This window comes from Amaricoccus macauensis (assembly GCF_049800915.1).
GTDB lineage: Bacteria > Pseudomonadota > Alphaproteobacteria > Rhodobacterales > Rhodobacteraceae > Amaricoccus > Amaricoccus macauensis_A.
The window spans coordinates 84,157-107,668 of sequence record NZ_JBNAFY010000010.1 but is presented as its reverse complement, the minus strand read 5'-3'; the positions used below and the strand labels follow the sequence as shown (position 1 = coordinate 107,668).

General features: G+C 64.9%; 20 protein-coding genes and 1 tRNA gene. 15 read left to right on the top strand and 6 right to left on the bottom strand.

Features of this window, described 5'->3' with window-relative positions; genetic code table 11:
- The first annotated feature begins 285 nt into the window (after window positions 1–285).
- From ACP15W_RS20010 to ACP15W_RS19990, 5 genes are all read left to right on the top strand, one after another.
- On the top strand, window positions 286–1,050 hold the full coding sequence (locus ACP15W_RS20010; protein WP_424934649.1) for a WecB/TagA/CpsF family glycosyltransferase: 765 nt from the start codon (window positions 286–288) through the stop codon (window positions 1,048–1,050).
- 60 nt (window positions 1,051–1,110) lie between these two features.
- Entirely contained in the window at window positions 1,111–2,133 is a 1,023-nt protein-coding gene (locus ACP15W_RS20005; RefSeq protein ID WP_424934648.1) for a sulfotransferase domain-containing protein, read from the top strand.
- Between the two features lie 41 nt (window positions 2,134–2,174).
- Complete coding sequence (locus ACP15W_RS20000) at window positions 2,175–2,945, top strand: sulfotransferase family 2 domain-containing protein (RefSeq protein ID WP_424934647.1); 771 nt, start codon at window positions 2,175–2,177, stop codon at window positions 2,943–2,945.
- Window positions 2,946–3,143: 198 nt separating this feature from the next.
- Complete coding sequence (gene xrtD / locus ACP15W_RS19995) at window positions 3,144–4,757, top strand: VPLPA-CTERM-specific exosortase XrtD (protein WP_424934646.1); 1,614 nt, start codon at window positions 3,144–3,146, stop codon at window positions 4,755–4,757.
- A gap of 11 nt (window positions 4,758–4,768) precedes the next feature.
- Window positions 4,769–5,755, top strand: coding sequence for a glycosyltransferase family 2 protein (locus ACP15W_RS19990; RefSeq protein WP_424934645.1), 987 nt, complete (start codon window positions 4,769–4,771; stop codon window positions 5,753–5,755).
- 314 nt (window positions 5,756–6,069) lie between these two features.
- Here the strand turns inward: ACP15W_RS19990 and ACP15W_RS19985 are convergent, their stop codons facing one another.
- Together ACP15W_RS19985 and ACP15W_RS19980 are read right to left on the bottom strand one after the other, a co-directional pair.
- Window positions 6,070–6,765, bottom strand: coding sequence for a hypothetical protein (locus ACP15W_RS19985; RefSeq protein WP_424934644.1), 696 nt, complete (start codon window positions 6,763–6,765; stop codon window positions 6,070–6,072).
- A 422-nt stretch (window positions 6,766–7,187) separates the two neighbouring features.
- Window positions 7,188–8,177 (bottom strand): aldo/keto reductase, encoded by a 990-nt coding sequence (locus ACP15W_RS19980; RefSeq protein ID WP_424934643.1) that lies wholly within the window; start codon window positions 8,175–8,177, stop codon window positions 7,188–7,190.
- An 83-nt stretch (window positions 8,178–8,260) separates the two neighbouring features.
- Between ACP15W_RS19980 and ACP15W_RS19975 the strand changes: the two genes are divergently transcribed.
- The 7 genes from ACP15W_RS19975 (at window position 8,261) to ACP15W_RS19945 (ending at window position 15,259) form a co-directional block, all read left to right on the top strand.
- A complete protein-coding gene (locus tag ACP15W_RS19975) occupies window positions 8,261–8,869 on the top strand; it encodes a TetR family transcriptional regulator (RefSeq protein WP_424934642.1) in 609 nt (202 codons plus the stop codon).
- Window positions 8,870–9,447: 578 nt separating this feature from the next.
- The gene (locus tag ACP15W_RS19970) at window positions 9,448–9,825 is read left to right on the top strand and encodes a response regulator (RefSeq protein ID WP_424934641.1); all 378 of its coding nucleotides are present in this window, start codon (window positions 9,448–9,450) and stop codon (window positions 9,823–9,825) included.
- Window positions 9,826–10,034: 209 nt separating this feature from the next.
- On the top strand, window positions 10,035–10,880 hold the full coding sequence (locus ACP15W_RS19965) for an ExeA family protein (protein ID WP_424934640.1): 846 nt from the start codon (window positions 10,035–10,037) through the stop codon (window positions 10,878–10,880).
- Between the two features lie 30 nt (window positions 10,881–10,910).
- Window positions 10,911–12,518 carry a GumC family protein gene (locus tag ACP15W_RS19960; protein ID WP_424934639.1) on the top strand — a complete coding sequence of 536 codons (1,608 nt, stop codon included), beginning with the start codon at window positions 10,911–10,913 and terminating at the stop codon, window positions 12,516–12,518.
- 57 nt (window positions 12,519–12,575) lie between these two features.
- Window positions 12,576–13,388: a CpsD/CapB family tyrosine-protein kinase gene (locus ACP15W_RS19955; RefSeq protein WP_424934638.1), complete on the top strand. Its 813-nt coding sequence runs from the start codon at window positions 12,576–12,578 to the stop codon at window positions 13,386–13,388.
- Window positions 13,389–13,502: 114 nt separating this feature from the next.
- Window positions 13,503–15,020: a GMC oxidoreductase gene (locus ACP15W_RS19950; protein ID WP_424934637.1), complete on the top strand. Its 1,518-nt coding sequence runs from the start codon at window positions 13,503–13,505 to the stop codon at window positions 15,018–15,020.
- 29 nt (window positions 15,021–15,049) lie between these two features.
- A complete protein-coding gene (locus ACP15W_RS19945; RefSeq protein WP_424934636.1) occupies window positions 15,050–15,259 on the top strand; it encodes a hypothetical protein in 210 nt (69 codons plus the stop codon).
- A 91-nt stretch (window positions 15,260–15,350) separates the two neighbouring features.
- On the opposite strand, the gene ACP15W_RS19940 is transcribed toward ACP15W_RS19945, so the two are convergent.
- From ACP15W_RS19940 to ACP15W_RS19930, 3 genes are all read right to left on the bottom strand, one after another.
- The gene (locus ACP15W_RS19940) at window positions 15,351–16,079 is read right to left on the bottom strand and encodes a hypothetical protein (RefSeq protein ID WP_424934635.1); all 729 of its coding nucleotides are present in this window, start codon (window positions 16,077–16,079) and stop codon (window positions 15,351–15,353) included.
- 27 nt (window positions 16,080–16,106) lie between these two features.
- On the bottom strand, window positions 16,107–16,925 hold the full coding sequence (locus ACP15W_RS19935; protein WP_424934634.1) for a hypothetical protein: 819 nt from the start codon (window positions 16,923–16,925) through the stop codon (window positions 16,107–16,109).
- A gap of 233 nt (window positions 16,926–17,158) precedes the next feature.
- On the bottom strand, window positions 17,159–21,592 hold the full coding sequence (locus ACP15W_RS19930; RefSeq protein ID WP_424934704.1) for a hypothetical protein: 4,434 nt from the start codon (window positions 21,590–21,592) through the stop codon (window positions 17,159–17,161).
- Between the two features lie 215 nt (window positions 21,593–21,807).
- On the opposite strand from ACP15W_RS19930, the gene ACP15W_RS19925 reads away from it, so the two are divergent.
- Both ACP15W_RS19925 and ACP15W_RS19920 read left to right on the top strand, forming a co-directional pair.
- A complete protein-coding gene (locus tag ACP15W_RS19925) occupies window positions 21,808–22,584 on the top strand; it encodes a hypothetical protein (RefSeq protein WP_424934703.1) in 777 nt (258 codons plus the stop codon).
- Window positions 22,585–22,771: 187 nt separating this feature from the next.
- Window positions 22,772–22,861: transfer RNA gene (locus ACP15W_RS19920), tRNA-Ser, on the top strand.
- Window positions 22,862–23,036: 175 nt separating this feature from the next.
- Here ACP15W_RS19920 and ACP15W_RS19915 read toward each other — a convergent pair.
- Window positions 23,037–23,162: a hypothetical protein gene (locus tag ACP15W_RS19915; RefSeq protein WP_424934702.1), complete on the bottom strand. Its 126-nt coding sequence runs from the start codon at window positions 23,160–23,162 to the stop codon at window positions 23,037–23,039.
- Window positions 23,163–23,178: 16 nt separating this feature from the next.
- Between ACP15W_RS19915 and ACP15W_RS19910 the strand changes: the two genes are divergently transcribed.
- The gene (locus ACP15W_RS19910) at window positions 23,179–23,406 is read left to right on the top strand and encodes a hypothetical protein (protein WP_424934701.1); all 228 of its coding nucleotides are present in this window, start codon (window positions 23,179–23,181) and stop codon (window positions 23,404–23,406) included.
- Window positions 23,407–23,512 lie beyond the last annotated feature (106 nt).

The window sequence follows — 23,512 nt, the reverse complement described above, 5'->3', positions numbered from 1 at the left end:
GGTATCCGCATTTTTCTTTCATGAATGTGATATTTGGTTACGACTATTTACCATTTGAAATCATAAGGTGCCGGAAGACTTTCGGCACCGGAACGCATCCGGTATGCCGGATACGAGATCGTCGCCATCCCTCCGTGACGAAGAGGGGGGCGATCATACCTGCACTCTTGCTTGTGGTTTTGGAGTATGTTCACGCGAAAAGCGCTTCCGGCAGGTCCACCGGTCTCGATATCTCCGCCGCCTTCGAGCGAAGAGGGGACGAAGACACGAAAGGGCAATCCTCCCATGGCCTTCCCTGACCTGCCCTGGCTCGAATTCGGGGACAATCTGCGGGTCAACCTTCCCACCCGAGCCGATGCCCTTCACCTGGTTTCGGATCGCCTGGCGCGTGGGGAAGGTTTCACGATCGCAACGCTCAACCTCGATCATGCCGTGCAGCTCCGGAACTCGGACGCATTCCGGGACGCCTATGCCAGGCACACCCATGTGACCGCCGATGGCGAGCCGGTGGCCTGGCTGGCCCGGCGGGTCCACCCCGGCATCGAACGGGTGGCGGGCTCGGACCTTGTCGAACCCTGCGTGGGCGCGGCGGCCCAGCATGGCGTGCCCATCGCGCTGATCGGCGCCGCGAACGCCGGCGTGCTCGAACGGGCCCGGGCCAAGCTGGAGCGGAAATTCCCCAACCTGAAATGCGCGCTCGAACACTCGCCGTCCTTCCCCTTCGACCCCATGGGGGCCGAGGCCGACGCCCTGATCGCCCAGGTTCGCGACAGCGGCGCCCGGCTGGTGCTGCTGGCGCTCGGCGCGCCGCGCCAGGAGATCCTGGCCAGCCGGATGACCGAGGCCTGCCCCGAAGTGGGGATCATCAGCGTCGGGGCCGGCGTGGATTTCATCGCCGGCGAGGCCCGCCGCGCGCCGGAAACCTTCCGCAAGTTCAACATCGAATGGGTCTGGCGGCTGATGCGGGAGCCCCGGCGGCTGGGTCCGCGCTACTGGCGCTGCCTCCGCCTCCTGCCCCGGCTCGTCGTCGAGGCGTATCGCCGTGCCTGAGTGCTGCTCCGGGAGCGCCCCGGCACCGGCAACAGGCCCCCGCGACAGGATTTCCATGCCATGACCGAACCCGAAAGGCTCCCGCCCGAGGACACGGACCCGCAGGCCGCGGGCCAGGACATGACAGGCCAGGACGCCCCGGACCGGGAGAGCGCCCAGGAGATCACCCAGGAGATCACTGGGCGCCCGCGCATCATGACGCCCGCGGGCTTCAACCCGCCCGCGACGCCGCCCCAGGAAGTGGGGCTGCGCCAGAAGGCCGTGACCTTCTGGAAGAAGAACCGCGCGCTGGTGCGCAACCCGGCCTTCTGGGGCCTGGTGCCGCGCATGCTCGCCTTCAGGCTTCGCACCACAATCCGGCCCTCGCCCCTGAGTGCGCGCCCCGAGGTGCTCTTCGTCGCCACCCATCACAAGGCGATGACGACCTATTTCCATGCCGTGCTGCGCGGGCTCGCCTTCGCGCTCAACCTGCCCTTCGAGCGGGTGGGCAATTCCGATCTGCCCTCGAAACGGGCGAAGCTCTTCCTCTCCATGCAGGGAAAGCAGGATCTGGCCGCCCTCGGCCCCTATCGCGGCGCCCATGTGATGCGCGACCCGCGCGACATGATCGTCTCGGGCTACCATTACCACAAATGGACCCACGAGGAGTGGGTGCACCGGCTCGACGACAATGGCGAGAGCTACCAGGACAAGCTCAACCGGCTCGACAAGCATGCCGGGCTGTTCCTGGAGATCGACCATTTCATCTTCTACTACCGCGACACGCTCGAGGCCTGGGACATGGCCAACCCGGCGATGCTCGAGGTCTCCTACGAGGCGCTCATGGGCGCGGGCAAGCGCGACCTCTACCGCGACATCTTCGCCCATCTGGGCTTCGAGGGGGCCGAGCTCGACCTCGCCGTGGACCTGATGAAGCTCTTCGAGGCCGAAAGCCGCACCGGCAAGGCCAGCGGGAAAGTGGACCAGAGGTCACATGTGCGCAGCGGCAAGTCCCGGCAGTGGGAAACGGAACTCGACCCCGAGCACCTGGCGTATATAGAACAGGAACTGGGACCCGTCCTGCGCAAGTTCGGCTACGACTGAAGCCGCGGCGGACACCAAGACAACACCCGGAGGAACGTTACATGCCCTTCTTCAGGACTGCCGGGAAAACCTGCTACTTTTCCCATATCCCGAAAACGGGGGGAACGTCCGTTGAAGATTACCTGATCGAGCGCTTCGGCCCGCTGGCCATGCTCGAACGGCGGTTCAACTTCATTCCGCAGCCCGAGCGCTGGTGCCAGACCTCGCCCCAGCATATCGAGTGGAAGAGCCTGCAGATGTTCCTGCCGCTCGAACTGATCGACGCGGTCTTCACCGTGGTGCGCCACCCCATCGCGCGCACCGAGAGCGGATACCACTTCCAGATCCAGGTCGAGAAATCCGTTCCGCCCGAGACGCCCTTCTCCGACTGGCTCAAGACCCAGGTGCGGATGCTGAAGGAAAATCCCTTCGCGCTCGACAACCACATGCGCCCCCAGGTCGATTTCGTGCCCGACGGCGCGGCGGTCTTCCATCTCGAGTTCGGGCTCGACCCGATGGTGCCCTATTTCGACGAGCTGGCCGGCAATACCGACGGCCCCCGGATGATCGGGCATTCCAACAAGCGCAAGAAGCCCAAGACCGAGGCGCCGGACTGGGCGCGGCCCTCCCAGGCCGATATCGACCTGCTCTGCGACCTCTATGCCGAGGATTTCGAGCGCTTCGGCTACGTGCCCGGCGAGAAGAAGCCCCAGGTCGAGAAACCCGCCCTGCCGCAATCCTTCCTGGAGGCGCGCGAGGCCGAGCTTGCCCACCGCGCCACCTCCGCCTACCGCTGGAAGACCCGGCTGAAACGCTGGCGCTCCAAGTTCTGAGGTTCCGAACTCCGAAACCGGGGCAGTCCCAAGCGATGCCGCGCCCCGGAACGGGCCCGCGGCCGGGGCGGAACGTTCCGGAAACGCTTACCCTTTAAACAATTGATTCTCGTGTTGGCGGGCGCCATCGCGTAATTTCGAACGCAACTTCCGGCGGTATCGCGGTATCGTGCGGACCATGGGTACGAGGCGCGGCTTGTGAGCTCAGTGACGGACATCGGGCCACGGGCCCAGGGGTTTCAGACGGCCCACGCGCGGAACTGGCGCGGCTTCGGGCTGTTCCTGCTCTGCTGCGCGGGGGCGCTGCCGATCTTCTGGTCCGGCCTGGTGCATCTCGGCGAGGCCTGGTCGCGGCCCGAATACAGCCACGGGCCCGTCATCCCGGTCCTTTCCTTCTACATGTTCCTGCGCGAGCTGAAGATGGTGCCGCCCGCGACCGGGCCCGTCACCGATCGCGGCCCCGGCCTGATCCTGGCGGGTGCGGCCCTTCTCCTCGCCATCGCGGGCAATCTGGTCGATATCCCCGATATCGTGACCTACGCGCTCATCCTCTGGATCGGCGGGCTGGTGCTCACGGGCTTCGGCTTCGCGCGCGGATGCCTGTTCTGGACCTCGGTGCTGCACCTCGTCTTCATGCTGCCGCTGCCGAACATGATCTACTGGGACGTGACGATCGCGCTGCAGTTCGTCTCCTCGGAAGTGGGTGTCTGGCTTCTGCGCATGGCGCAGATCCCGGTCTATCTCGACGGCAACATCATCGACCTCGGGGTCTACAAGCTGCTGGTGGCCGAGGCCTGCTCGGGGCTGCGCTACATGTTCCCGATCATGAGCTTCACCTATGTCTTCGCGGTGCTCTACCGCGGGCCGCTCTGGCACAAGATCGTGCTGCTGCTCTCGGCGGTGCCGCTGGCGATCGGGATGAACTCGGTGCGGATCGGCATCATCGGCATTCTGGTCGACCGCTACGGCATCGCCCAGGCGGAAGGCTTCCTGCATGTCTTCGAGGGCTGGGTGATCTTTCTCTCCTGCATCGCGATCCTCTTTCTCATGGCCGTGGGGCTGCAACGCCTCTCGGGCGACCGCCGCCCGCTGGGCGATGCGCTGGAGCTCGATTTCACCGGGCTGAACCGGGAGCTGGCCCGGGTGCTGAACATCGCGCCCTCGGCCGCGCTCATCGCGCTCACGCTCCTGACGGCGGGGGTTTCCGCCGCCTGGATCCTCGCGCCCGCCCGCGCCATGGTGGTGCCCGATCGCGCGCCCTTCGTGGAGTTTCCGCGCGAGACCCAGGGCTGGTCCGGGACCCGCAAGGCGCTGGACCCGGCCACCGAGGCCGCGCTCGGCGCCGATGACTACACCACGATGGAATTCGTGCAGGCGGGCACCGGCGCGGCAGCCCCGGTCGATTTCTTCGCCGCCTATTACCACAAGGAAACCGATGGCGGGTATATCCACTCGCCCGCGGCCTGCCTGCCGGCGGGCGGCTGGGAGGTCTTCCGCATCGAGCCGGTGGACATCGCCCTGCCCGGCACCCAGTTCGGGGACATCCGGCTCAACCGCACCATCATCCAGAAGGGGCTCAGCAAGCAGCTGGTCTATTTCTGGTTCGAGGGGCGGGGGCGCAGCATCGCCAATGATTTCGAGGCCAAGATCCAGACCGTCGCCGACAGCCTCCTGCGCGGCCGGCGCGACGTCGGGATCGTGCGGCTCATCACGCCCATCGGCGAGGCCGAGAGCGAGAGGGCCGCGGATGCGCGCCTGACGGACTTCCTCACGGCCCATGCCGATCACCTGCATCAATTCTTTCCCAAGTGAGCCCGCTTCCCATGCAAGACGCCTCCCCCTCCCCTGCCGACCCGAAGCCCGAGACAGGCGCGACACCGGTCGTCTCCGTGCTGGTCATCAGCTACAACACCCGCGAGATGACGCTCGAATGCCTGCGCAGCGTGCGGGACCAGACGACGATCCCCCATGAGGTGATCGTCGTCGACAACAACAGCCAGGACGGCTCGGCGGAGGCGATGGCAGCCGAGTTCCCCGAAATGGTGCTCGATGCGCGCTCCGACAACCTGGGCTTTGCCGGCGGCAACAACGAGGCCGCCCGGCGCGCGCACGGCAAGTATCTCCTGCTGCTCAACCCCGACACCGTGGTGCTCGACAACGCGATCGACAAGCTCGTGGCCTTCGCCGAGGCCAATCCGGAGGCGGGCATCTGGGGCGGGCGCACGCTCTTCGGCGACATGAGCCTCAACCCCTCCTCTTGCTGGCAGCGCATGACGGTCTGGAACTGCTTCTGCCGCATGTCGGGGCTGACCGCGATCTTTCCCAACTCGGCCTTCTTCAATGCCGAGGGCTATGGCGGCTGGCCGCGCGACACCGAGCGCGAGGTCGACATCGTCCAGGGCTGCTACCTGCTGATCACCAAGGAGATGTGGGATACGCTCGGCGGCTTCGATCCCGCCTTCTTCATGTATGGCGAGGAGGCCGATCTCTGCCTGCGGGCGCGCAACACCCTGGGCGCACGGCCCCGGGTCACGCCCAATTCGACCATCATCCATTACGGCGGCGCCTCCGAGACCGTCCGCTCCGACCGGATGGTCAAGCTCATGACCGGCAAGATCGCCCTGATCGACCGGCATTTCCCGAAGTGGCAGCGCCCGGTGGGCCGGTTCTTCTACGGGATGTTCCCGCTCACCCGGCTCATCGCCACGCGCACGCTCGGCACGCTGACGGGCAAGGCCTCCTTGAAGGAATCCGCCGATGTCTGGGCCGATGTCTGGGCCCGGCGCAAGGTCTGGCGGGCGGGGTACTGACCAAAACCGTTTCAGGCGGAATAGCCGCCTGAAAAAGGATTTTGGTCATCTGAATGACCCAAAGTGCGCCGCCTCGGCATAGCCGTGCCTGCGGCGGACCGGGGGATGGCGCCGAAACGACGGCTGGAGGCGATTTATGGTGCCGACACCTGAACGCCCGAACGTTGCGCAACCCTGAAAAAGCGCCAGACCTCCGGGACGGTCCGGCGCTTGGCACGGCGGTGCTTCGCACCTCGTCCCGTGCCAGATGGGCCTGGCTCGGATGGAAAATGAGCCCGGAGCCGGCCGCCTCTCCCCGCCCCCACCAGCCGCGCTCAATCGAAGATATCGGCGATGGCGGCCTGTTCGGCCTCCTCCCAGCGCCGCACGAGGTCGCCCACCTCCTCGATCTCCTCCGCGTCGAGATGGTGGGCACCGTCCTCGTTGATGCGGCACAGGCTGAACGGCTCGCCGACGCTGGGAGAGGTGAGATCGAGCGCCTTCAGCACCCGCAGCACCGCCGCGCAGCCGAAACGCAGCGAGCGCTCGGTCAGGTGGAAGTGGGAGAGAAGCGATCCGGCCTGCTGGGCCATGGGCGCACCGCTGCCGATGGCATGGAACCCGATATCGGCGTAGTGTCCGATCATGCCCGAGGGCGTGATCTCCGTGATCCACGGCGCCCCGTCCCGCCATCCGGCGGCCATCACATAGGCCGAGGGTGTCCCGCCGCCTTCCTCCCCCGGCACGTCGGGAATGAAGGTGTCGTAGTGATGGCGGAGGATCGGGAGCACCTGTTCCTGCAAGGCCCGCCCGATGTCGGGGGCCTCCAGGATCGCCGCGCTGTTCTGGTTGAAGCAATTCTCGACATCGGTGAGCACCGAGCGCGCGCCGCTGCCGCCCCAGGCCGCGAGATCGCCCAGCGGGTGCAGCTTCTCGGCCGGGTATGTCATCCCCCGCCCCTTGTCGGTGATCTGGGAATCCGAGCCGAGCACGACTCCATCCCGGCACACGGTGGCAAGCACGACAGTCATTTCTCGATCCTCCCCGGGGTCAGGCCTCCCGGATAGCAGGCCGGGACACATCCGGATCATGGTGCGCTTCATGTCGCGCCGATCAAGCCCGTGCGACAGGCGTGCGGTGCGAAGAAGGTCCCGAAGGAGCCCAGATAGTCCTTTGCTGCGGGATGGATGAATGTCGGCTTTGGTAGGTCGATCCCCAATGCGGCCCAATTCTTCAAGTGCAGAACGGAACTCACGACGCAGCAAATCTGAATTCGGTGTGCGCTCTGCGACACTGCCCAGAACACCTCTTCCGATCTCTACGCATGGCCATACCTTGGAGGCGAGTTGCACGATCCCGGCTTCTCGCGATCGGCTGCCCTTATTAGGCCGCGACGCGCTTGACGACCCCGGCTTTCACCGGGGACGCCGCGCGCATCTTCGGGTGGCATCGGTCATGTCCATTCTGGCATCACCGCATCCGGGTACCGCGCGCCGAACCCACCGGCGGGAAGGATCTCGGCGATGCGTCGAAGGTCATCGGCGGAGAGCGTAAGCCGGGCGGCGCCGACATTTTCCTCCAGGCGCGCGATGTTGCGCGTGCCGGGGATGGGAACGATTTCGTCGCCCTGCGCCAGCAGCCAGGCCAAGGCCAATTGCGAGATCTTGGCCCCGCGTTCCTCGGCAAGGGTTTCGAGCTGGCGCACCGCCTCTACGTTCTTCTCGAAGGCGCCGGGCTGCCAGCGCGGATCGAAGCTGCGCATGTCGCTCTCGTCGTACTGGTCCGCCGGCTTGGCCGTCCCGGTCAGGAAACCGCGGCCGAGCGGCGCGTAGGGCACGAAGCCGATGCCGCAGTCTCTTAGCACGGGAAACAGCTGCTCGACATCGCGTTCAAACAGCGAATACTCGGTCTGAAGCATCGCCACCGGTTGAATCGCATGGGCGCGGCGGATGGTCTCCGGCCCCGCCTCGCTGAGCCCGAAATGGCCGACCTTGCCCGCCTCGATAAGGTCTTTGACCGTCCCCGCCACGTCCTCGATCGGCACGTCGGGATCGACGCGATGCTGATACAGGACATCGACATGCTCCACGCCGAGAAAGCGCAGACTGTTGTCGAGAACCTCGCGGATATGCTCGGGTCGGCTGTCGTAGCCGTAGTCGCGAGTCCAGCCGAACTTGGTGGCGATCACTACGTCGTCCCGCACGGGCGCCAGTGCCTTTCCCACAACGCGTTCATTGTGACCCCAGCCATACATCTCGGCGGTGTCGAAAAACGTCACGCCGATCTCATGGGCGTGACGGATCGTCCTAACGGCGTCGTTCGTGGTGTCCGGTCCGTAATGCTCGGTGATGCCCATTGCCCCGTAGCCGATGGCTGACACCTCTGGGCCGTTTCGGCCGAGCTTGCGGGATGGAAGCGAGTTCTCTTGACGTTCGGTATTCAAGCTCGTCTCCTGTGTGTGACATGCCGAAATCGGCATTAAGTAATTTATTTGGCACTAAGTGCCATTTTATGCGCGAGGTGTCAATGACGAGCGTAGCTGATGGTTCAGGCCGTTCCCTCAGGACGATCAAGGCAGAGGCTGTAACGGCATCCATCGCCGCCCACGCGCTCGCACTCTTCGATGAAAAAGGGTTCGACGCCGTGACGGTGGACGACATCGCGGCCGCGTCCGGCATTTCGCGACGCAGCTTTTTCCGTTACTTCCCCACGAAAGAAGACGTAGTGGTCGCGGGCCATGCCGCCTTCGGCGAAAGGATCATCGAGGCCGTGAAGGCCCGGCCTCGGGACGAAGACGTCTGGGTGTCCCTGCGCCGCGGCTACGATGTGCTGGCCGACAATGTCGATCGCGATCCCGAAGGCGCAGCCAGAACGATGCGCGTGGTCAACAGCACGGCAAGCCTGCGCGCCCATACGCTCGAAAAGCATATTGCCTGGGCTGTCGGACTTGCACCCGAGATCGCGCGACGCCTCGGCGACGCGGACGCCCGGCGCTTGGAAGCGGATGCGTTGGTCCACGCGTCCTTCGCCTGCCTCGACGTCGCGCTGGCCCACTTCACCCCCGGGCGGGACACATCCCTCAGCGTGAAACTGGACGCAGCCTTTGATGCGCTCCGACCGGATCGTGCGCGCTGACTGATCGAAATATTCGTACGCCCATGTACTGAAGATCACATTTCGCGCGTACCATTCCGATCGCGGGCCGCATGCGGCAGACTTGCGTCGATTATGCAGCGAAGGCCCGCTTTGTCCCGCACACTGGATACAAACCCCATGCCAGAACCTTTGCGCCTAAAACGGCCGTTTCTGTCCCTCTCCCATACCGTACGAAAATCCAGTCGTTTGAGCGGGAGAAAACCCCAGGACAAAACCGGCTCGCTTGGTAAGCCCCATACACTCCATTATCAGCCCCCACTCTCCCTCTGAACGAAGCACCCTGCGCCCCGTTTGAAACGCTGGGCCATGCCACCCACCCCCCGTTAACCTTTCCCGTTCGTGCGAAAAACATATGCATGAAATATGCATCGAATATGCATTGAAGTGGCATGGGCCAGGGCGCTGTTAACCTTGGGAAATTCCGCCCCCCGGGCACCAGCCGGCACGAGACTGCGAAAATGCGCGCCTCGCACCGGAACTCACCCCCGGATTCGGGACTTCTTAACGCTTCCCGGCCAAAGGTGCGGCTCAACAAGCCTCGGTCAGAGAGTAGAGAAATGCCAGACGCCAAGAGCATAGCCGCCCTAGTGGTAGACGATCAGCAGACGATGCGCGCCATGGCCCGGCTCGTGCTCAAGGAAATCGGCGTCATCGACGTGGCGGTGGCCGCCAGCGCCGAGGCCGCGCTCGACCAGCTCGGCGCCAAGAAATTCGACGTGGTGATCTCGGACCTGAACATGCCCGGCATGTCCGGCGTGGAGCTCGCCGAGAAGATCAAGGCCGATCCGGGCCTGAGCTCGATCCCGGTTTTCCTTGCCACATCAAAGGCCTACCAGGACCAGGCCGGTGCCTCGGTGGACCATTTCGTGGCCAAGCCCTTCATGGTGCCCGACCTGCGCGAGGCGCTCGAGAAGCATCTGGGTGCGCTGAGCTGACGCGCCCGCGGGTCCGCCCGGTCTGCCCGATCAGGCCCGGTCAATGTCGGCCCCCGGTGTACACGTCACACTCGCTCACCTGTTATTCTTGTCTCGATTAATTACGTGATATGAGGTGTACAAGCCTGTAGAATGCACGCCAAAGATGCCAAAGAGCGGGGCGGCGAAAAGCGTGCCCTTCTCGGAGGGCGTGTCGCGTAACAATGGGAATGACGAGTAACTTGGCGATCTACACGGACCATTTTGGCCTCACCGAGCGGCCTTTCACGCTTCTTCCGGATCCCGATTTCCTCTACTGGTCGGATAATCACACGCGTGCCTATTCGATGCTCGAATACGGCATGCTCACCCATGCGCCGATCACCGTGATCACAGGCGAGATCGGCGCGGGCAAGACCACGCTTCTGCGCCATCTGCTCCGCACGCTGCCCGAGGAATTCACCGTCGGCCTGATCTCGAACGCGCAAGGAAACCGCGGCGAGCTGCTGCACTGGGTGCTGATGGCCCTCGGCGTGCCCACGGATACCGGTGCGAGCTATGTGCAGCTCTTCGCCCAGTTCCAGGATTTCCTCATCGAGGAATACGCCTCCGGGCGGCGGACCATGCTGATCTTCGACGAGGCGCAGAATCTCAGCACCGAAACCCTCGAAGAGCTGCGGATGTTCTCCAACATCAACGCGGACAAGGACGAGCTGATCCAGATCGTGCTGGTGGGCCAGCCCGAGCTTCGGGACCTGATCGCCCAGCCCCAGCTCACCCAGTTCTCGCAGCGCGTTGCGGCGGAATACCACCTGCCGGGCATGTCTGCCGAGCAGGTCGAGGCCTATATCAACCATCGCCTCTCGGTGGCCGGGGCCACGCGGGAGATCTTCACGCCGGCAGCCTGCGAATGCGTGCACCGCGCCTCGCGGGGCGTGCCGCGCCTGGTCAACCAGATCTGCGATTACGCGCTGGTCTATGCCTTTACCGACGGACGGGATCTGATCGATGCCGGCGTGGTCGAACAGGTGGTCACGGATCGCCGCATGCACGGCAACCTGAAGCTGGTCGGCTGATCGGGCCGGGAATTTAGAGAAGCACGGGAAATGGGAAATCTGGATCTGAAGTTCTACTGGGCGGTGTTCCTCCGACGGCTGCCCTATTTCATTCTGGTTTCCGGTTTCATTGCCGCCCTGGGTGTCACGGTGGCGGCGATCCTGCCGCCGGTCTATGTCTCGGGTGCCCGGATCCTCGTGGAGCCGCAGCAGATTTCCGACGATCTGGCGCAATCCACGGTGCCGATCGATCCCTACGAGCAGATCCAGATCATCCAGCAGCGGGTTCTGACCCGGGCCAATCTTCTCGATCTCGCCGAGAAGAGCCAGATGTTCGCCGACAGCCCCGATGCCTCGGCCGAGGACATCATCAAGAGCATGGCCGGGCGGATCACCTTCACCGGCAGCGAGCCCGAGGATGTAGGCCGGACCGGGCCGACGCCCGGTGCCATCGTGGTCCGGATCTCCTTCGAGGCGCCGAATGCCGTGCTGGCCGCCCGCGGCGCCAACGAGGTGGTCAACCTGATCCTGGCGGAGAATGTCCGCATCCGCAACGAACGGGCCACGGGCACGTCGGATTTCTTCGAGACCGAGGTCGCGAAACTCTCCGAATCGCTGCAGGAAAAGGCGCGCGAGATCGCCGAGTTCAAGACCGAGAACGTGGAGGCGCTGCCCGACAGTCTCGAGGCGCGCCGCCAGCAGCAACTCATCGAACAGGAGCGCCTGCTCGCGCTCGAGCGGGAGGAGACCTCGCTGCGCAACGAGCGCGCCACGGCGATCTGGGTCTATGAGCGCACGGGCCGGTCAGGCACGTTCGACACCCGCACGCCGGAGGAGGAGCAGCTCGAGGCGCTGAAGAGCGAGCGGCTGCAGAAACTGGCGATCTATTCGCCCTCCAGCGCCGCGATCCGGGTGCTCGACCACCAGATCAACAATCTCGAACAGCTGGTCGAGGAACAGCGCCAGACCCGCGCCACGCCCGAGAGCGGCGACGGCTCCTCGGAGCCTGCCACGGAGCTCGATCTCGAGCTCGCGCCGATCGACGCCCGTCTCGAATTCATCACCCAGGAAAAGCAGATGATCGAGAACACGCTGGCCGAGCTCCAGGCCTCGATCGCGACGACACCGCGCAACGAGATGGTACTCAACAGCCTCGAGAGCGAAATGCAGAACCTGAACCAGCGCTACGAGGAGGCCAGCGCCCGGCTGGCCCAGGCGCGGGTGGGCGAGCGGATCGAGCTGAGTTCGCGGGGCCAGCGGCTGACGCTGATCGAACAGCCGATCGAATCGCCCTATCCGGAGAGCCCCAACCGCAAGCTGATCGCGATGGCCGGTGTTGCCGGCGGCGTGGGCGCGGGCCTCGGGATCGTCGTGCTTCTGGAGATGCTCAACCGCTCCATCCGGCGCTCGGTGGATCTCTCGACCCATCTCGGCCTCCAGCCGCTGGCCACGATCCCCTACATCCGCACCCGCCGGGAGCGACGGGTCAAGCGGACGCTCATCGCCCTGGCGCTGTTTCTGATCTTCGTGATCATCCCGCTGGGTCTGTTCATGCTGCACACGTATTACATGCCGCTCGACCTGCTCATCAGCGAGCTCAAGAGCACCTTGAGGGGCGAGGTTCCCGCACCACCGGCCGCGGTGGCTCCGCCCTCCTGAGCGGCACATAGAAGGCACAAGGGAGGCGCCTGCCGCCTCCCCCGGCACGAGGACATCATGGAACGCATTCAAGCCGCGATACAGAAGGCCAAGGAGCAGCGGGGCATGCCGGCGGCAAGAGGGCTGCCGGGCACCTATTCCTCCTGGGATGCGCCCTCGGCCGTCGGCGCCTCCTGGGAGGCGCTGGAGAGCTTCGAGCCGGACCCCGCGCTCATGGCCGAGCATCGGATCGTGACCTATGCCGACAGCGATCCGAGCGATGCCGCCTTCGACATGCTGCGCACGCGCATCCTGCGCACCATGCGCGAGAACCGCTGGGTCTCGCTCGGCATCACTTCGCCGACCTCCGCCTGCGGCAAGAGCATGACGAGTCTCAACCTCGCCTTCAGCCTGGCGCGCCAGACCGACATGCGCACGGTCCTGGTAGATCTGGACCTGCGCCGGCCCTCGATTGCCCGGACGCTCGGCCTCGAGACACCGCAATCCATGGCGAGCGTGCTTCAGGGCACACGGTCCCCGACGGAGAATTTCGTGCGCGTGGGCGACAATCTCGCCATCGGGACCAATGCCGGCTCGGTGCGCAATTCCTCCGAGATCCTGCTCAATCCCGCCACAGCCCAGGGTGTGGCCAATCTCAAGGCAACCTTCCGGCCGAACGTTCTGCTGTTCGACCTGCCGCCGATGCTGGTCAGCGACGATGTCATGGCCTTCCTGCCACATCTCGACTGCGTGCTTCTGGTCGCAGGCGCCGAGCGGACCCGGCTCGACGAGGTCGATGCCTGCGAGCAGGACCTCTCGGCCCAGTGCAATTTCCTGGGCGTGGTGCTGAACATGTGCCGCTACGGCGGCGAGACCTACGGATACTACTGAGGGCGTCGGATATTGCAGACCGCGTCCCGTTGCCCGACAAGACGACAGGGAGCCGGGGAAGACCGATATTGATCGTGGACTTCGTTCCACCTGGAGGATGGCAGGCTTTCAGACATGATCCTTGATGCAAACACTTTGGAAAGAGGCGGTCTCGAGCGCATGTTCGATGTCTGCATCGTGGGCTCGGGACCCGCAGGCATCAGCGCCGCCCGCAAGCTCGCGGCCCATGGCCTGGATGTGGCCCTCATGGAAGGCGGCGGGCTCGACATCAGCGCCGAGAGCCAGGAACTCTACGAAGGCGACATTCTCGGCCTCGACTACTACGACCCCACCACCACGCGGCTGCGCTATTTCGGCGGCACCTCGAACCATTGGGGCGGCCGGAGCCGCGGGCTGGATCCGTATGATTTCGAGGCCCGCGCCTATCACCCGCTGAGTGGCTGGCCGATCACGAGTGGCGATCTCGACCCCTACGCCGCCGAAACCGACGAGATCCTCGATCTGCCGCCCGCAAGTGCCCTGCCCGACCAGCCGGTGGAAGGCGCGGAGGACGATCTCAAGATCGTCCGCTTCCGCATGAGCCCGCCCACCCGTTTCAACAGCAAGTATCGCGCCGAAATGACCGCCTCGGAGCGCATCCGGCTGGTGGTCAACGCCAACCTGGTGGATCTGCGCGTCAACGAGGCCGGCAGCGCGATCACCGGCGCGGTGTTCCGCTCCTATGCCCCCGAGGACGAAGGGTTCACGATCCGGGCCCGCGCCTATTGCCTGTGCCTGGGCGGAATGGAGAACCCGCGCGCGCTTCTGAATGCCGACAGCCAGATCCCGGGCGGGATCGGCAACACCCACGACCTGGTGGGGCGCTATTTCTCGGAGCATCCCACCTACAATGTGGGCCAGGTGATGTTCGAGGATGCCGTGCCGCCTTCGGCCGGTTTCGCGCCGACCCCGGAACTGATGGCGCGCGAGGAGATCCTGAACTTCAACCTGCTCATGGCCTCCAAGGGCATGGATTTCGCCACCGAGGCGAAACGCAGCGTCGCCTGTTCCGCCGATTTCATCACCCGCCTGGCCGAGCGCATGCTCGGTCGGCCCTTCAACTGCGAGATCGGCGGGCTGGGAGAATATTTCGAGCAGCGCGGTGCCGAGGATTACCGGCTGGCCCCGATCGGCACCATCATCGAGCAGGCGCTCAACCCGGAGAGCCGGGTGCTCCTGACCGATGAGACCGACCGTTTCGGGCTGCGGATGCTCGCCCTCGACTGGCGGCTCAGCCCGCTCGACTACCATACGCTGCGCGGCTCGGCGACGGCCCTCGGGCAGCATTTCGCGCAGACCGGCATCGGTCGGGTACAGATGGCGGACTGGCTTCTGGAGGAGACCCCCACCCCGCCGGACCTGGGCAGCCCCGGCAGCGAGGTCGCCCTGCATCACCACATGTGCACCACACGGATGAGCGCCGATGCGCGCGAAGGCGTGGTGGATGCCGACTGCAAGGTCCATGGGATCGAGAACCTTTATCTCGGCGGGTGCAGCGTCTTCGCTTCCGGCGGCCACGCCAACCCGACCTACACGATCGTGCAACTCGCTCTCAGGCTCGGGGATCACCTCTCCGACGTGCTGGTGAGTTGAGGTTATGCCCTGCGAAGAAGGATGAGAGGATGACGCCAAGAAGACCTTCAAGACGATCCTTCATCGGCCTGGCGGTGGCGGCCGCCGCCTTTGCGCCGTTCATCGGCCGGTTCATCCCCCCGGCAAGGGCCGCGGTGCCCGCGGTTGCACCGGGGTTTCACGTGGTGGATGGCTGGATCCTGACGGATGCCGATGTCGCGGCCCTGCGCGATCACGGGGTCCGGGCCGAGAACGCCTGAGACCGGACCTCCCGGCGAGACGACGCGTCTTCGCCGCGGCTCCTGCCCCGATCGAAGATCCGGGCAGGGCGGGGAGACGACCGGTCGGGAATTATCCCGCGCGGGCCTGATCGATCCAGGCTTCGGCCGGGACAAGGCGACCGAGATACCCGAGCCGCGAGACGAGATCCGGGGCCTCGAGCGGGGCCAGTTCGGCCATGCAGGCGATGCCGGCTCTCTGCAGCGCCCAGATGAGGCCGGGTCCGGCCCCGTCCAGTTTCTGCAGGTCGCAGACCGGCGCGGCGCGCGGCTCGGAAATCCCGGCTCCCCGCGCGCCGGCATGGGCTGCGGCCAGTTCGGCCTCCGGCGGGCGCTGGAACGGCAGGACCGACGCCGGTTCGGGGTCGTCGGCCACAGCCTGTGACGAGGGCGCAGCGCTGCCCTGGCTCAGGGCCTTCAGAAATTCCTCCAGGGCGGCGGCATTGTCCTCGGCTTCCCCGACGGTCTTGCCCGCGGGGGCGGCACCGGCCTGTTCCGCCGGCTTCGGGATCGGCGTGTCGGCCATTTCCCTGGACGGCATTTCGGCTGAGGGGGCGGCCATGGAAGCCTTGGGGGTCATCTTCGGGGAGGGAGCCAGGGGTGATGCTTCGGGCGCGGCCATCTCCGCCGGTTCAGACACCGGTTCGGCCCGCAGCCGCGCCAGCCGCTCCGCCCGTAGACGGTTGCGGTGCGCGATGCGCATGGCCAATGTCTTGCGCGCGGCCTCTCCGGGCTTGTCGGCGTCGGCTGCTTCCGTCTTGGCCGCATTGATGCCGGTCGTTCCGGCCGTCTCCTGTTGCATCGGTTTCATGCCTCTGCTGAAGATCTATCAGTTGAACTGCGACACACGAAATGCAGCGCGATCTTCTTCGGCGCGCTGCTCGATCCGGGCCAGAAATTCGGCAAGCGTAAGCCCCAGCGTCTTCTTGAAGGCATCCGCCGCTTCGAGCAGGCCCGCCGCATCCTGGCTGCCGTGCCCCACGGTCGCCTGCTGGCGCTCCAGATGGGCACCCAGCGTCGTGGCCTGGGCATCGAGACGCTTGAGCACCAGCCCGAGCGTACCCGAAAGGCTGGCGAGCGTTTCCTGCACCGCAGCCTCCCGCGCGGCGAGCGTGTTCAGGATCTCTCCCTGGCGCGCCTCGAGGGCGGCGAGACGCTCCGCGAGCCCCTCCCCTGCCCCGTCGGTTGTCGCCTGCTCCATGGTCAGCCGGGCGCATTCCGCGGCATAGCGGGCATTGACCACTGCCTGGATCTCAGGGCCTGCGCTTTCCAGGGCGCCGGTGACGGCAGCATCCTGAGCGCGGAGGAGAAGGATCGGCTGTGCGAAGGCCGCATCGGCTTCGGGCAGGAGATCGGTGGCATTGAGCCAGACCGCCTCCTCTCCGAGCGAAGCACAAAGGGCGGCCTCGATGGCATCGGTCCATTCTCCGGGTGCGAGCCCGGCCAGGCGGCCATCGAGATCACCGGGTCCGGCGCGGAACGCGTAATGATAGGCCTCGACGCGATAGACCGGACCGCCGATCAACGCGCAGAGCGCGCGCAGACAGCCCGCCTCACCGCCGAGTTTTGCGGGATCTCCTATCATTTCGTGGCTCACGAGCCCGGCTGCGATCAGGTCTGACAAGGCGGCGGGTGCGGGGGTATCCACGGCGAGGGACCTCTCTCGGGAATCTGGAAACGGAGCGAACTCGCCCTCAAACTGCGATGTTTAGGTTAAAGGGGTGTTAGCAATCCGCAGGCAGCCGGGATTTCCGAAAGCGTTGGCTGGCCGCAGATTAAACCTGCCAACACACTGAAATAATGCGGGAAAGTCAAAATTCGGCCCGGAGGCACCCCGCACGGCCATGGGAGGCTGTGCGGGCTTCCGCCGGACGGGGCGGATCACTTCTGGTGCAGCGAGATCACCCTGGGCATGGACTGGATCTCGCCCAGATCGTCGCCCTGCCCGGCCTCTTGGGCACGCGGCGGGTTCAGCGCGGCGGCGACGCGCCCGGCCATTTCCGACGCGCCCCCCTTGCGCTCGAGGGTCTGCATCAGGATCGTCTGGGTGGCCGACAACCGCGGGAGAGTCGTTTCCAGGAGCGCCAGCCGGTCGGCGAATAGCTCGGTATGCTGGGCAGCGGCACGCGCGGCAATGAGCTGCATCGCCACCTCCTGCGCCTGGGCCCGGGCCTCCTCCGCATCGGGGTCATCCCAGGGGCGCGCCTCGAGATCGGCCAGCCGCTTCTCCAGCGGGCTCAGGCGCTTGAGCAGCGTGTCGATATTGGCGTCGCGCCCGGCAAGCGCCTGGGACATTTCCTTGCGAATCTCGGCCATGGACACGGCCTGTGCGGCCTTGCTTCCAATGGCGGTAAGCCGTTCGGAGGCGCCTTCCTGCGCGGCGAAGAGCGCATCGAGTCGGGCCGACACGGCGCCAAGCTGGTCCTGACGCACCACCCGGCCCTGCTCCTTCTCGATCTCGGCAAGCCGGGTTTCGAGCGGCACGAGGCGTGTCGCCAGTGTTTCGGCCGTCGCATCCTTTTGGGCATAGAGTTCGCCAAGCTTGGCGGACAACTCGTCGAACGGCGCCTTGTCGGGGTTTTCCAGGACCGTGATCCGGTCCTTCAGCGCCTCGAGGCGCTCGGAGAACCGATCGAGCACTGCCCGCGGGTCCTGAGCAGCGAGCATGCCTTCCATTTCCGCGAGGCGGGCCTGCACGGGCGCCATCTGTCCCGAGACCAGCTTCTCGGCCTTGTCCTCGGCTGCGGCCCGGATGCCGCCCAGCCGGTCGGCCAGTTCGTCCTGCACCCAGTTGAGCGCATCGAGCCGGGAGGCCAGGCCTTCGACCTGTTCCCGCGGCACGGCAGCCCCGAGACCCGATTCGAGATCGGACAGCTTCGCCTCGAGCGGTGCGAGCCGGGCAAAGACCGTCTCCACCGTCGCATCCTTCTGGGCGTAGAGCTGGGTAAGTTGTTCGGAGATTTCCGCGAACGGGCTCTCGCCGGGGGTTTCCAGAAGCGTCACGCGGTCCTTGAGGCCTTCGAGGCGTTCGGCGAACCGATCGAGGGCTGCGCGCGGATCCTGGGCCGCAAGACTGTCCTTGAGCGTGTCGATGCGGGTGTCCAGACGGGACTCCAGCCCATCGAGCTGCTCCCTGCGCACGGTATCTCCGAGATCCGATTCGAAATCGGAGAGCTTGGCCTCGAGCGGAGCGAGCCGGGCGAAGACCGTCTCCACCGTCGCATCCTTCTGGGCGTAGAGCTGGGTAAGTTGTTCGGAGATTTCCGCAAACGGGCTCTCGCCGGGGGTTTCCAGAAGCGTCACGCGCTCCTTGAGCGCTTCGAGACGTTCGGCGAAGCGGTCCAGCGCGGAACGCGGGTTCTGGGCGGCAAGATCCTTCCGGAGCGCCGCGATCTCGTCCTGCCGCGCAGCATTGCCGAGGCCGGTCTCGAGGTCCGAAACCTTGCCCTCTAGCGGCGCTAGCCGCTCGGTGACCTCTTTCGCCGCGACGGATTCAGCCATGTCTTCCATGCCGCCGACCCGCTGGGCCAGTTCGTCCTGGCTCCAGTCGAGCGCATCGAGACGCGCCGAGAGACCTTCGAGCTGATCTTGCTGCACGGTACCGTCGAGGCCGGTCTCGAGATCGGAGAGCTTGGCCTCGAGCGGCGCGAGCCGGGCAAAGACCGTCTCCACCGTCGCATCCTTCTGGGCATAGAGCCGGGTGAGCTGTTCGGAGATCTCCGCGAATGGGCTCTCGCCGGGGGCCTCCAGAAGCGTCACGCGGTCCTTGAGCGCTTCGAGGCGTTCGGCGAAGCGGTCCAGCGCGGAACGCGGATCCTGTGCCACGAGGTCGGCCTCAAGCGTGCCGATCCGGGTTTCGACCGGCGCAAGCCGTGCGGAGACCTGCTTCTCGGCAGCGGAGTTTGCCATGTCTTCCATGCCGCCGACCCGTTCGGCCAGTTCGTCCTGGCCCCAGTCGAGCGCATCGAGACGCGCCGAGAGACCTTCGAGTTGATCCTGCTGCACGGTGCCGTCGAGGCCGGTCTCGAGATCGGAGAGCTTGGCCTCAAGGGGCGCGAGCCGGGCAAAGACCGTCTCCACCGTCGCGTCCTTCTGGGCATAGAGCCGGGTGAGCTGTTCGGAGATCTCCGCGAACGGGCTTTCGCCGGGGGCCTCCAGAAGTGTCACACGGTCCTTGAGGGCTTCGAAACGCCCGGAAAAGTCGTCGAGCACGGCCCGCGGATCCAGGGCGGTCATGTCCTCCTCGATCTGGCGCATGCGCGACATCAGCGCCTCGGAGAGCGCGTCCTTCTGGGCGTGCAGCCCTTCAAGCCGCTGGGCGATGATATCGACCGAAATGGTTTCTGCCCGAAGGGCGGCAAAATCGCTGCGGGACGCGGACTGGGCCTCGGCGAGTTTCTCGATCTGGGTGCGAACGGCCGCTTCGCGCGCCACATGCCGGTCGTCGACTTCCTCGATCCGCTCGCGGAGATCCGAAAGTCCCTTGCGTGGGTCGCTGGCCGAGAGAGCTTCTTCCAGTTCGTCGAGCCGGGCCTCGAGGGGCGCGAGCCGGGCAAAGACCGTCTCCACCGTCGCGTCCTTCTGGGCGTAGAGCCGGGCGAGCTGCTCCGAAATTTCCGCGAACGGGCTTTCGGCCGGGTTCTCCAGAGCGGAGAGGCGTTCCTTGAGCGCGTCCTCGCTGACCGCGTGCATGTCGCGCAGGGCTTCGAGACGGTCGCTGAACCGGTCGAGCAGGACCTGGGGGTCTTGGGCTGCGAGCTTGCGCTCCAGATCCGCGATCTGCGTCTCGAGCGGCTGGAGACGGGCAAGGACCGTTTCCGTCGCGGCATCCTTCTGCGCATAGAGCTGGGTGAGTTGTTCCGAGATTTCCGCGAACGGGCTCTCGTCGGGATTTTCCAGCGCCGCAAGCCGCTGGTCTGTTGCGGTCTGCCCGCTCTCCTGCGCAGCATGCAGCGCGTCGAGCCGATTGGAGAACCGGTCCAGCATGGACTGGGGGTCCTGCGCCGCGAGCCGGGCTGCGAAATCCTCGAGCTTGGCCTCGAGGGGGCCAAGCCGGGCGAAGACCGTCTCCACTGCCGCATCCTTCTGGGCGTAGAGCTGGGTAAGCTGCTCCGAGATTTCCGCAAACGGATTCTCGCCGGGGCTTTCCAAGGCGGCCACCCGGTCCTTCACCGCGTCCAGACGCTCCGTGATCCGGGTAAGCATGCTCTGGGATTCTTGCACCCCGGTCCCTGCCCCAAGCTCCGCAAGCTTCGCCTCGAGCGGTGCAAGCCGGGCGAAGACCGTCTCCACGACCGCATCCTTCTGGGCGTAGAGGCGGGTGAGTTGCTCCGAGATTTCCGCAAACGGGCTTTCGGCCGGGTTCTCCAACGCGGAGAGACGGTCCTTCAGAGCCGCCTCACTTGCCGACTGCATTTCGCGCAGGGCATTCATGCGCTCGGTAATGCCGGCAAGCAGGGCTTCGGGATCGCGCTCGGCCAGCTTCTGCTCGAGCGTTTCGAGCCGGGCAACGAGCCCTCGCGCGATCTCGGCCTTCTGGTTGCGCAGCGCAGTGATGCCGTCGGCCAGCGCCTGGGTATCGATGACCCCGGAGCTGAGCACGCTCAACGCATCGCGGTGCTCGTCTTGGGCTTCCTGAAGCGCCGTGATGCAATCGCGGATCTGTTCCAGCGCGGTATCCCGGACAGGCGCATGGCCCTCGATGTCCGACAGGCGGCTTTCGAGCGGTCCGATGCGATTCAGGACCGCCTCGATCGCATCGTCCTTCTGGGTATAGAGCCGGGTCAACTGATCAGAAATTTCGGAGAAGGGATTCTCGCCCGGCATCTCGAGCTGCTCGATCCGGCGCCCGAGAACCGCCATGTCGGCGGACTGGGAGGATTGCAATGCTTCGAGCCGGCCCGACATGTCGTTCAGCATTTCGCGCGTCTCGGCGAGATCCCCGACCTGCTCGAGTGTCCGCAGACGGGCGCGCAACTGATCAAGCCCGGTCAGAGCAGTTTCCAGCGTCGCATTCTTGTCCCGGATCAGCCCGAGAATCTGGCTGGCGAGCGCTTGGAGACGTTCCTCGGGTTCGCTCTGCGCGGAAACAAGGGCATCCATCCTGGCAGCAAGATCGGCCTGAAGCATCTCGAGCTCGGCGATGCGTGCATCGGACTTGCTCTTGCGGGCACTGCTGGCTGGGGCCTCATCCGTGGAGGCAGCCGGTGCCTTGGCAGCACGCTGACTTCGGATCGCCCAAGCCCAGGCGAGAAGAAACAGCAGCATTGCAGCAACGCCAAGTCCAGCCAAAGTGCCGAAATCAAACATGTCCATCACAAGGGCGCCCCAGGCATTAACCAAGATTAGACGTCATAAGTCGGCCCAAATGGTTAGGGCGTGGTTAATGTTTCGAACATCCGGATTAAGTTCTCGCGGCCGGGGAACCTGCGGGGGTGATCGTTTACCAAGTATGACGTTAATATTAAATTGAATTGACGGTGCAGCGACATTTCCACTATTCACGTTTCAGGGGTAAAGGGGTAATTGCCATGTTCGGAATACGCACTTTCATGTGCAGTGCGGCGGTTGTGGCCGCGCTGTCGGCGGCTTCGACCGCCGGGGCTGTCAGCCTTGAAATGACCAAGTACAGCCGCCAGAACGCAGCCCAGGCGCAGACACAGATGTCCGATTATCTGGCATCTCACCGGGTCAGCAACCTGCGCACCGAGACCTTCGACAGCTATGATGCCTGGAACGGTACCACCGGGTCGGCAAACCCGAAGAAGACAAATGTCGGCAGCTTCACCGCGCGCGGCAAGGCCGGTTCGGGCAAGTCCTCGTTCAATGGCGGAGACAAGCTTCAGGTCCGCAACGACAACTCGATGAAGTGGGGCCGCTACAATTCCAACACGCCGTCCAGCACGGGGATCGGGAACAACTGGCTCGACAGCAACGACAACCAGAAGATGGAATGGCGGGTGAAGAGCGACAAGTCGTTCAACACCATCGGCTTCTTTGTTTCCGACATCGCGGATGTGGGCGGAAAGTTCTCCATCAAGGTCGGCAACAAGGTGTTCTCCGACCTCGCCAACGGCAAAAAACTCAAGAGCGGCAACGTGCATTTCGTGCTGATCACTCTCGACGAGATGGTAAAGAATACGCGGGTCGTTCTCATGCATGATCGGGCCAATGACGGGTTCGGCATCGACACGGCCATGGTCGCCAATGTGGAGCCGGTTCCGCTTCCCCCGGCCGCAGCCCTGCTGCTGACCGGTGTGGCCGGCATCGGCGCCCTGCGTCTTCGCAGGAAGAAGGCCTCTGCCTGAGGCCTTCCCGAAAGGGACTGAAGGAAGACATACGAATTCGCCTTTGGGCGCGGATTGGAAACCCATCCGCGCCCTGCTTCTTTTTCTCCTTCAAACTCTCTGCCATTGCGGGTCTGCCGCAGAGATATGCCCGTGAGTGTTCTGGGGGCTTGCGCACGACGCGGGAAAATGATTTCTGGCTCGCGCTGGAGAGGTGGCCGAGTGGTCGAAGGCGCACGCCTGGAAAGTGTGTAGGCGGGAAACCGTCTCGAGGGTTCGAATCCCTCTCTCTCCGCCATTACCCCCTTCATCCCGATGCAGGCCCAGGTGCTGCGCGGGTTCCATGTCAGCTGCTAGCGCTTCGAGGGACAACGCATGTCCACAGGGTTGGTACCGCTTCAGGCTACCAGGGCTTTCGCTGCGGCAACGGCAGAGTGGAAGGCCGCATCCGGTTCCGGGGTGAGCAGTGCCGGCTAGAAGGGAATTTCCTCGATACCAGTCACTCCGGCCTGATTGAGCCAGAATTTCAAATGGGTCGACTGGTGGTCGATGCCGAAGGCCAGCTGCGGTATTTCGGGGCCGAAGGCACCGCTGGTCAAAGCCAGAACCGCCCGCTTGTTCCGCAGGAGACCGGAATATCCTGTCTCCGAATCGAGCCCCCCAGAGCAGCCCTGGCTGATCGATGAGGTCGATATACTGTTGATACCGCCCTTTCTCGAGCGCCACCCAAAAGTACGGCTCCGTTTCTCGATGTCCGCCGGTTTGGCCGATCTTGCGGAGAGCCGGCTCAATGCCGCGATCCGGATGCGACATCGCGATGATCCCGAGTTGGATGGTTCGTGACAAGCTGCGCAATCGGCGGCTTTTGCCGGTTCTGGCAGGTTTTTCCGTCATCTCGCCAGAAACACCGATCAGCGTGGTTTTTGCTCACAACCGAAATCTGCCACCC

Excerpts from the sequence above, each read along its gene's own strand:
- ACP15W_RS19950 (WP_424934637.1), top strand. The coding sequence starts at position 13,503 with ATGATCCTTGATGCAAACACTTTGGAAAGAGGCGGTCTCGAGCGCATG.
- ACP15W_RS19930 (WP_424934704.1), bottom strand. The coding sequence starts at position 21,592 with ATGGACATGTTTGATTTCGGCACTTTGGCTGGACTTGGCGTTGCTGCA.
- ACP15W_RS20010 (WP_424934649.1), top strand. The coding sequence starts at position 286 with ATGGCCTTCCCTGACCTGCCCTGGCTCGAATTCGGGGACAATCTGCGG.
- ACP15W_RS19925 (WP_424934703.1), top strand. The coding sequence starts at position 21,808 with ATGTTCGGAATACGCACTTTCATGTGCAGTGCGGCGGTTGTGGCCGCG.
- ACP15W_RS19970 (WP_424934641.1), top strand. The coding sequence starts at position 9,448 with ATGCCAGACGCCAAGAGCATAGCCGCCCTAGTGGTAGACGATCAGCAG.
- ACP15W_RS19945 (WP_424934636.1), top strand. The coding sequence starts at position 15,050 with ATGACGCCAAGAAGACCTTCAAGACGATCCTTCATCGGCCTGGCGGTG.
- ACP15W_RS19975 (WP_424934642.1), top strand. The coding sequence starts at position 8,261 with ATGACGAGCGTAGCTGATGGTTCAGGCCGTTCCCTCAGGACGATCAAG.
- ACP15W_RS19955 (WP_424934638.1), top strand. The coding sequence starts at position 12,576 with ATGGAACGCATTCAAGCCGCGATACAGAAGGCCAAGGAGCAGCGGGGC.
- ACP15W_RS19985 (WP_424934644.1), bottom strand. The coding sequence starts at position 6,765 with ATGACTGTCGTGCTTGCCACCGTGTGCCGGGATGGAGTCGTGCTCGGC.
- ACP15W_RS19990 (WP_424934645.1), top strand. The coding sequence starts at position 4,769 with ATGCAAGACGCCTCCCCCTCCCCTGCCGACCCGAAGCCCGAGACAGGC.
- ACP15W_RS20000 (WP_424934647.1), top strand. The coding sequence starts at position 2,175 with ATGCCCTTCTTCAGGACTGCCGGGAAAACCTGCTACTTTTCCCATATC.
- ACP15W_RS20005 (WP_424934648.1), top strand. The coding sequence starts at position 1,111 with ATGACCGAACCCGAAAGGCTCCCGCCCGAGGACACGGACCCGCAGGCC.
- ACP15W_RS19960 (WP_424934639.1), top strand. The coding sequence starts at position 10,911 with ATGGGAAATCTGGATCTGAAGTTCTACTGGGCGGTGTTCCTCCGACGG.
- ACP15W_RS19940 (WP_424934635.1), bottom strand. The coding sequence starts at position 16,079 with ATGCAACAGGAGACGGCCGGAACGACCGGCATCAATGCGGCCAAGACG.
- ACP15W_RS19965 (WP_424934640.1), top strand. The coding sequence starts at position 10,035 with ATGACGAGTAACTTGGCGATCTACACGGACCATTTTGGCCTCACCGAG.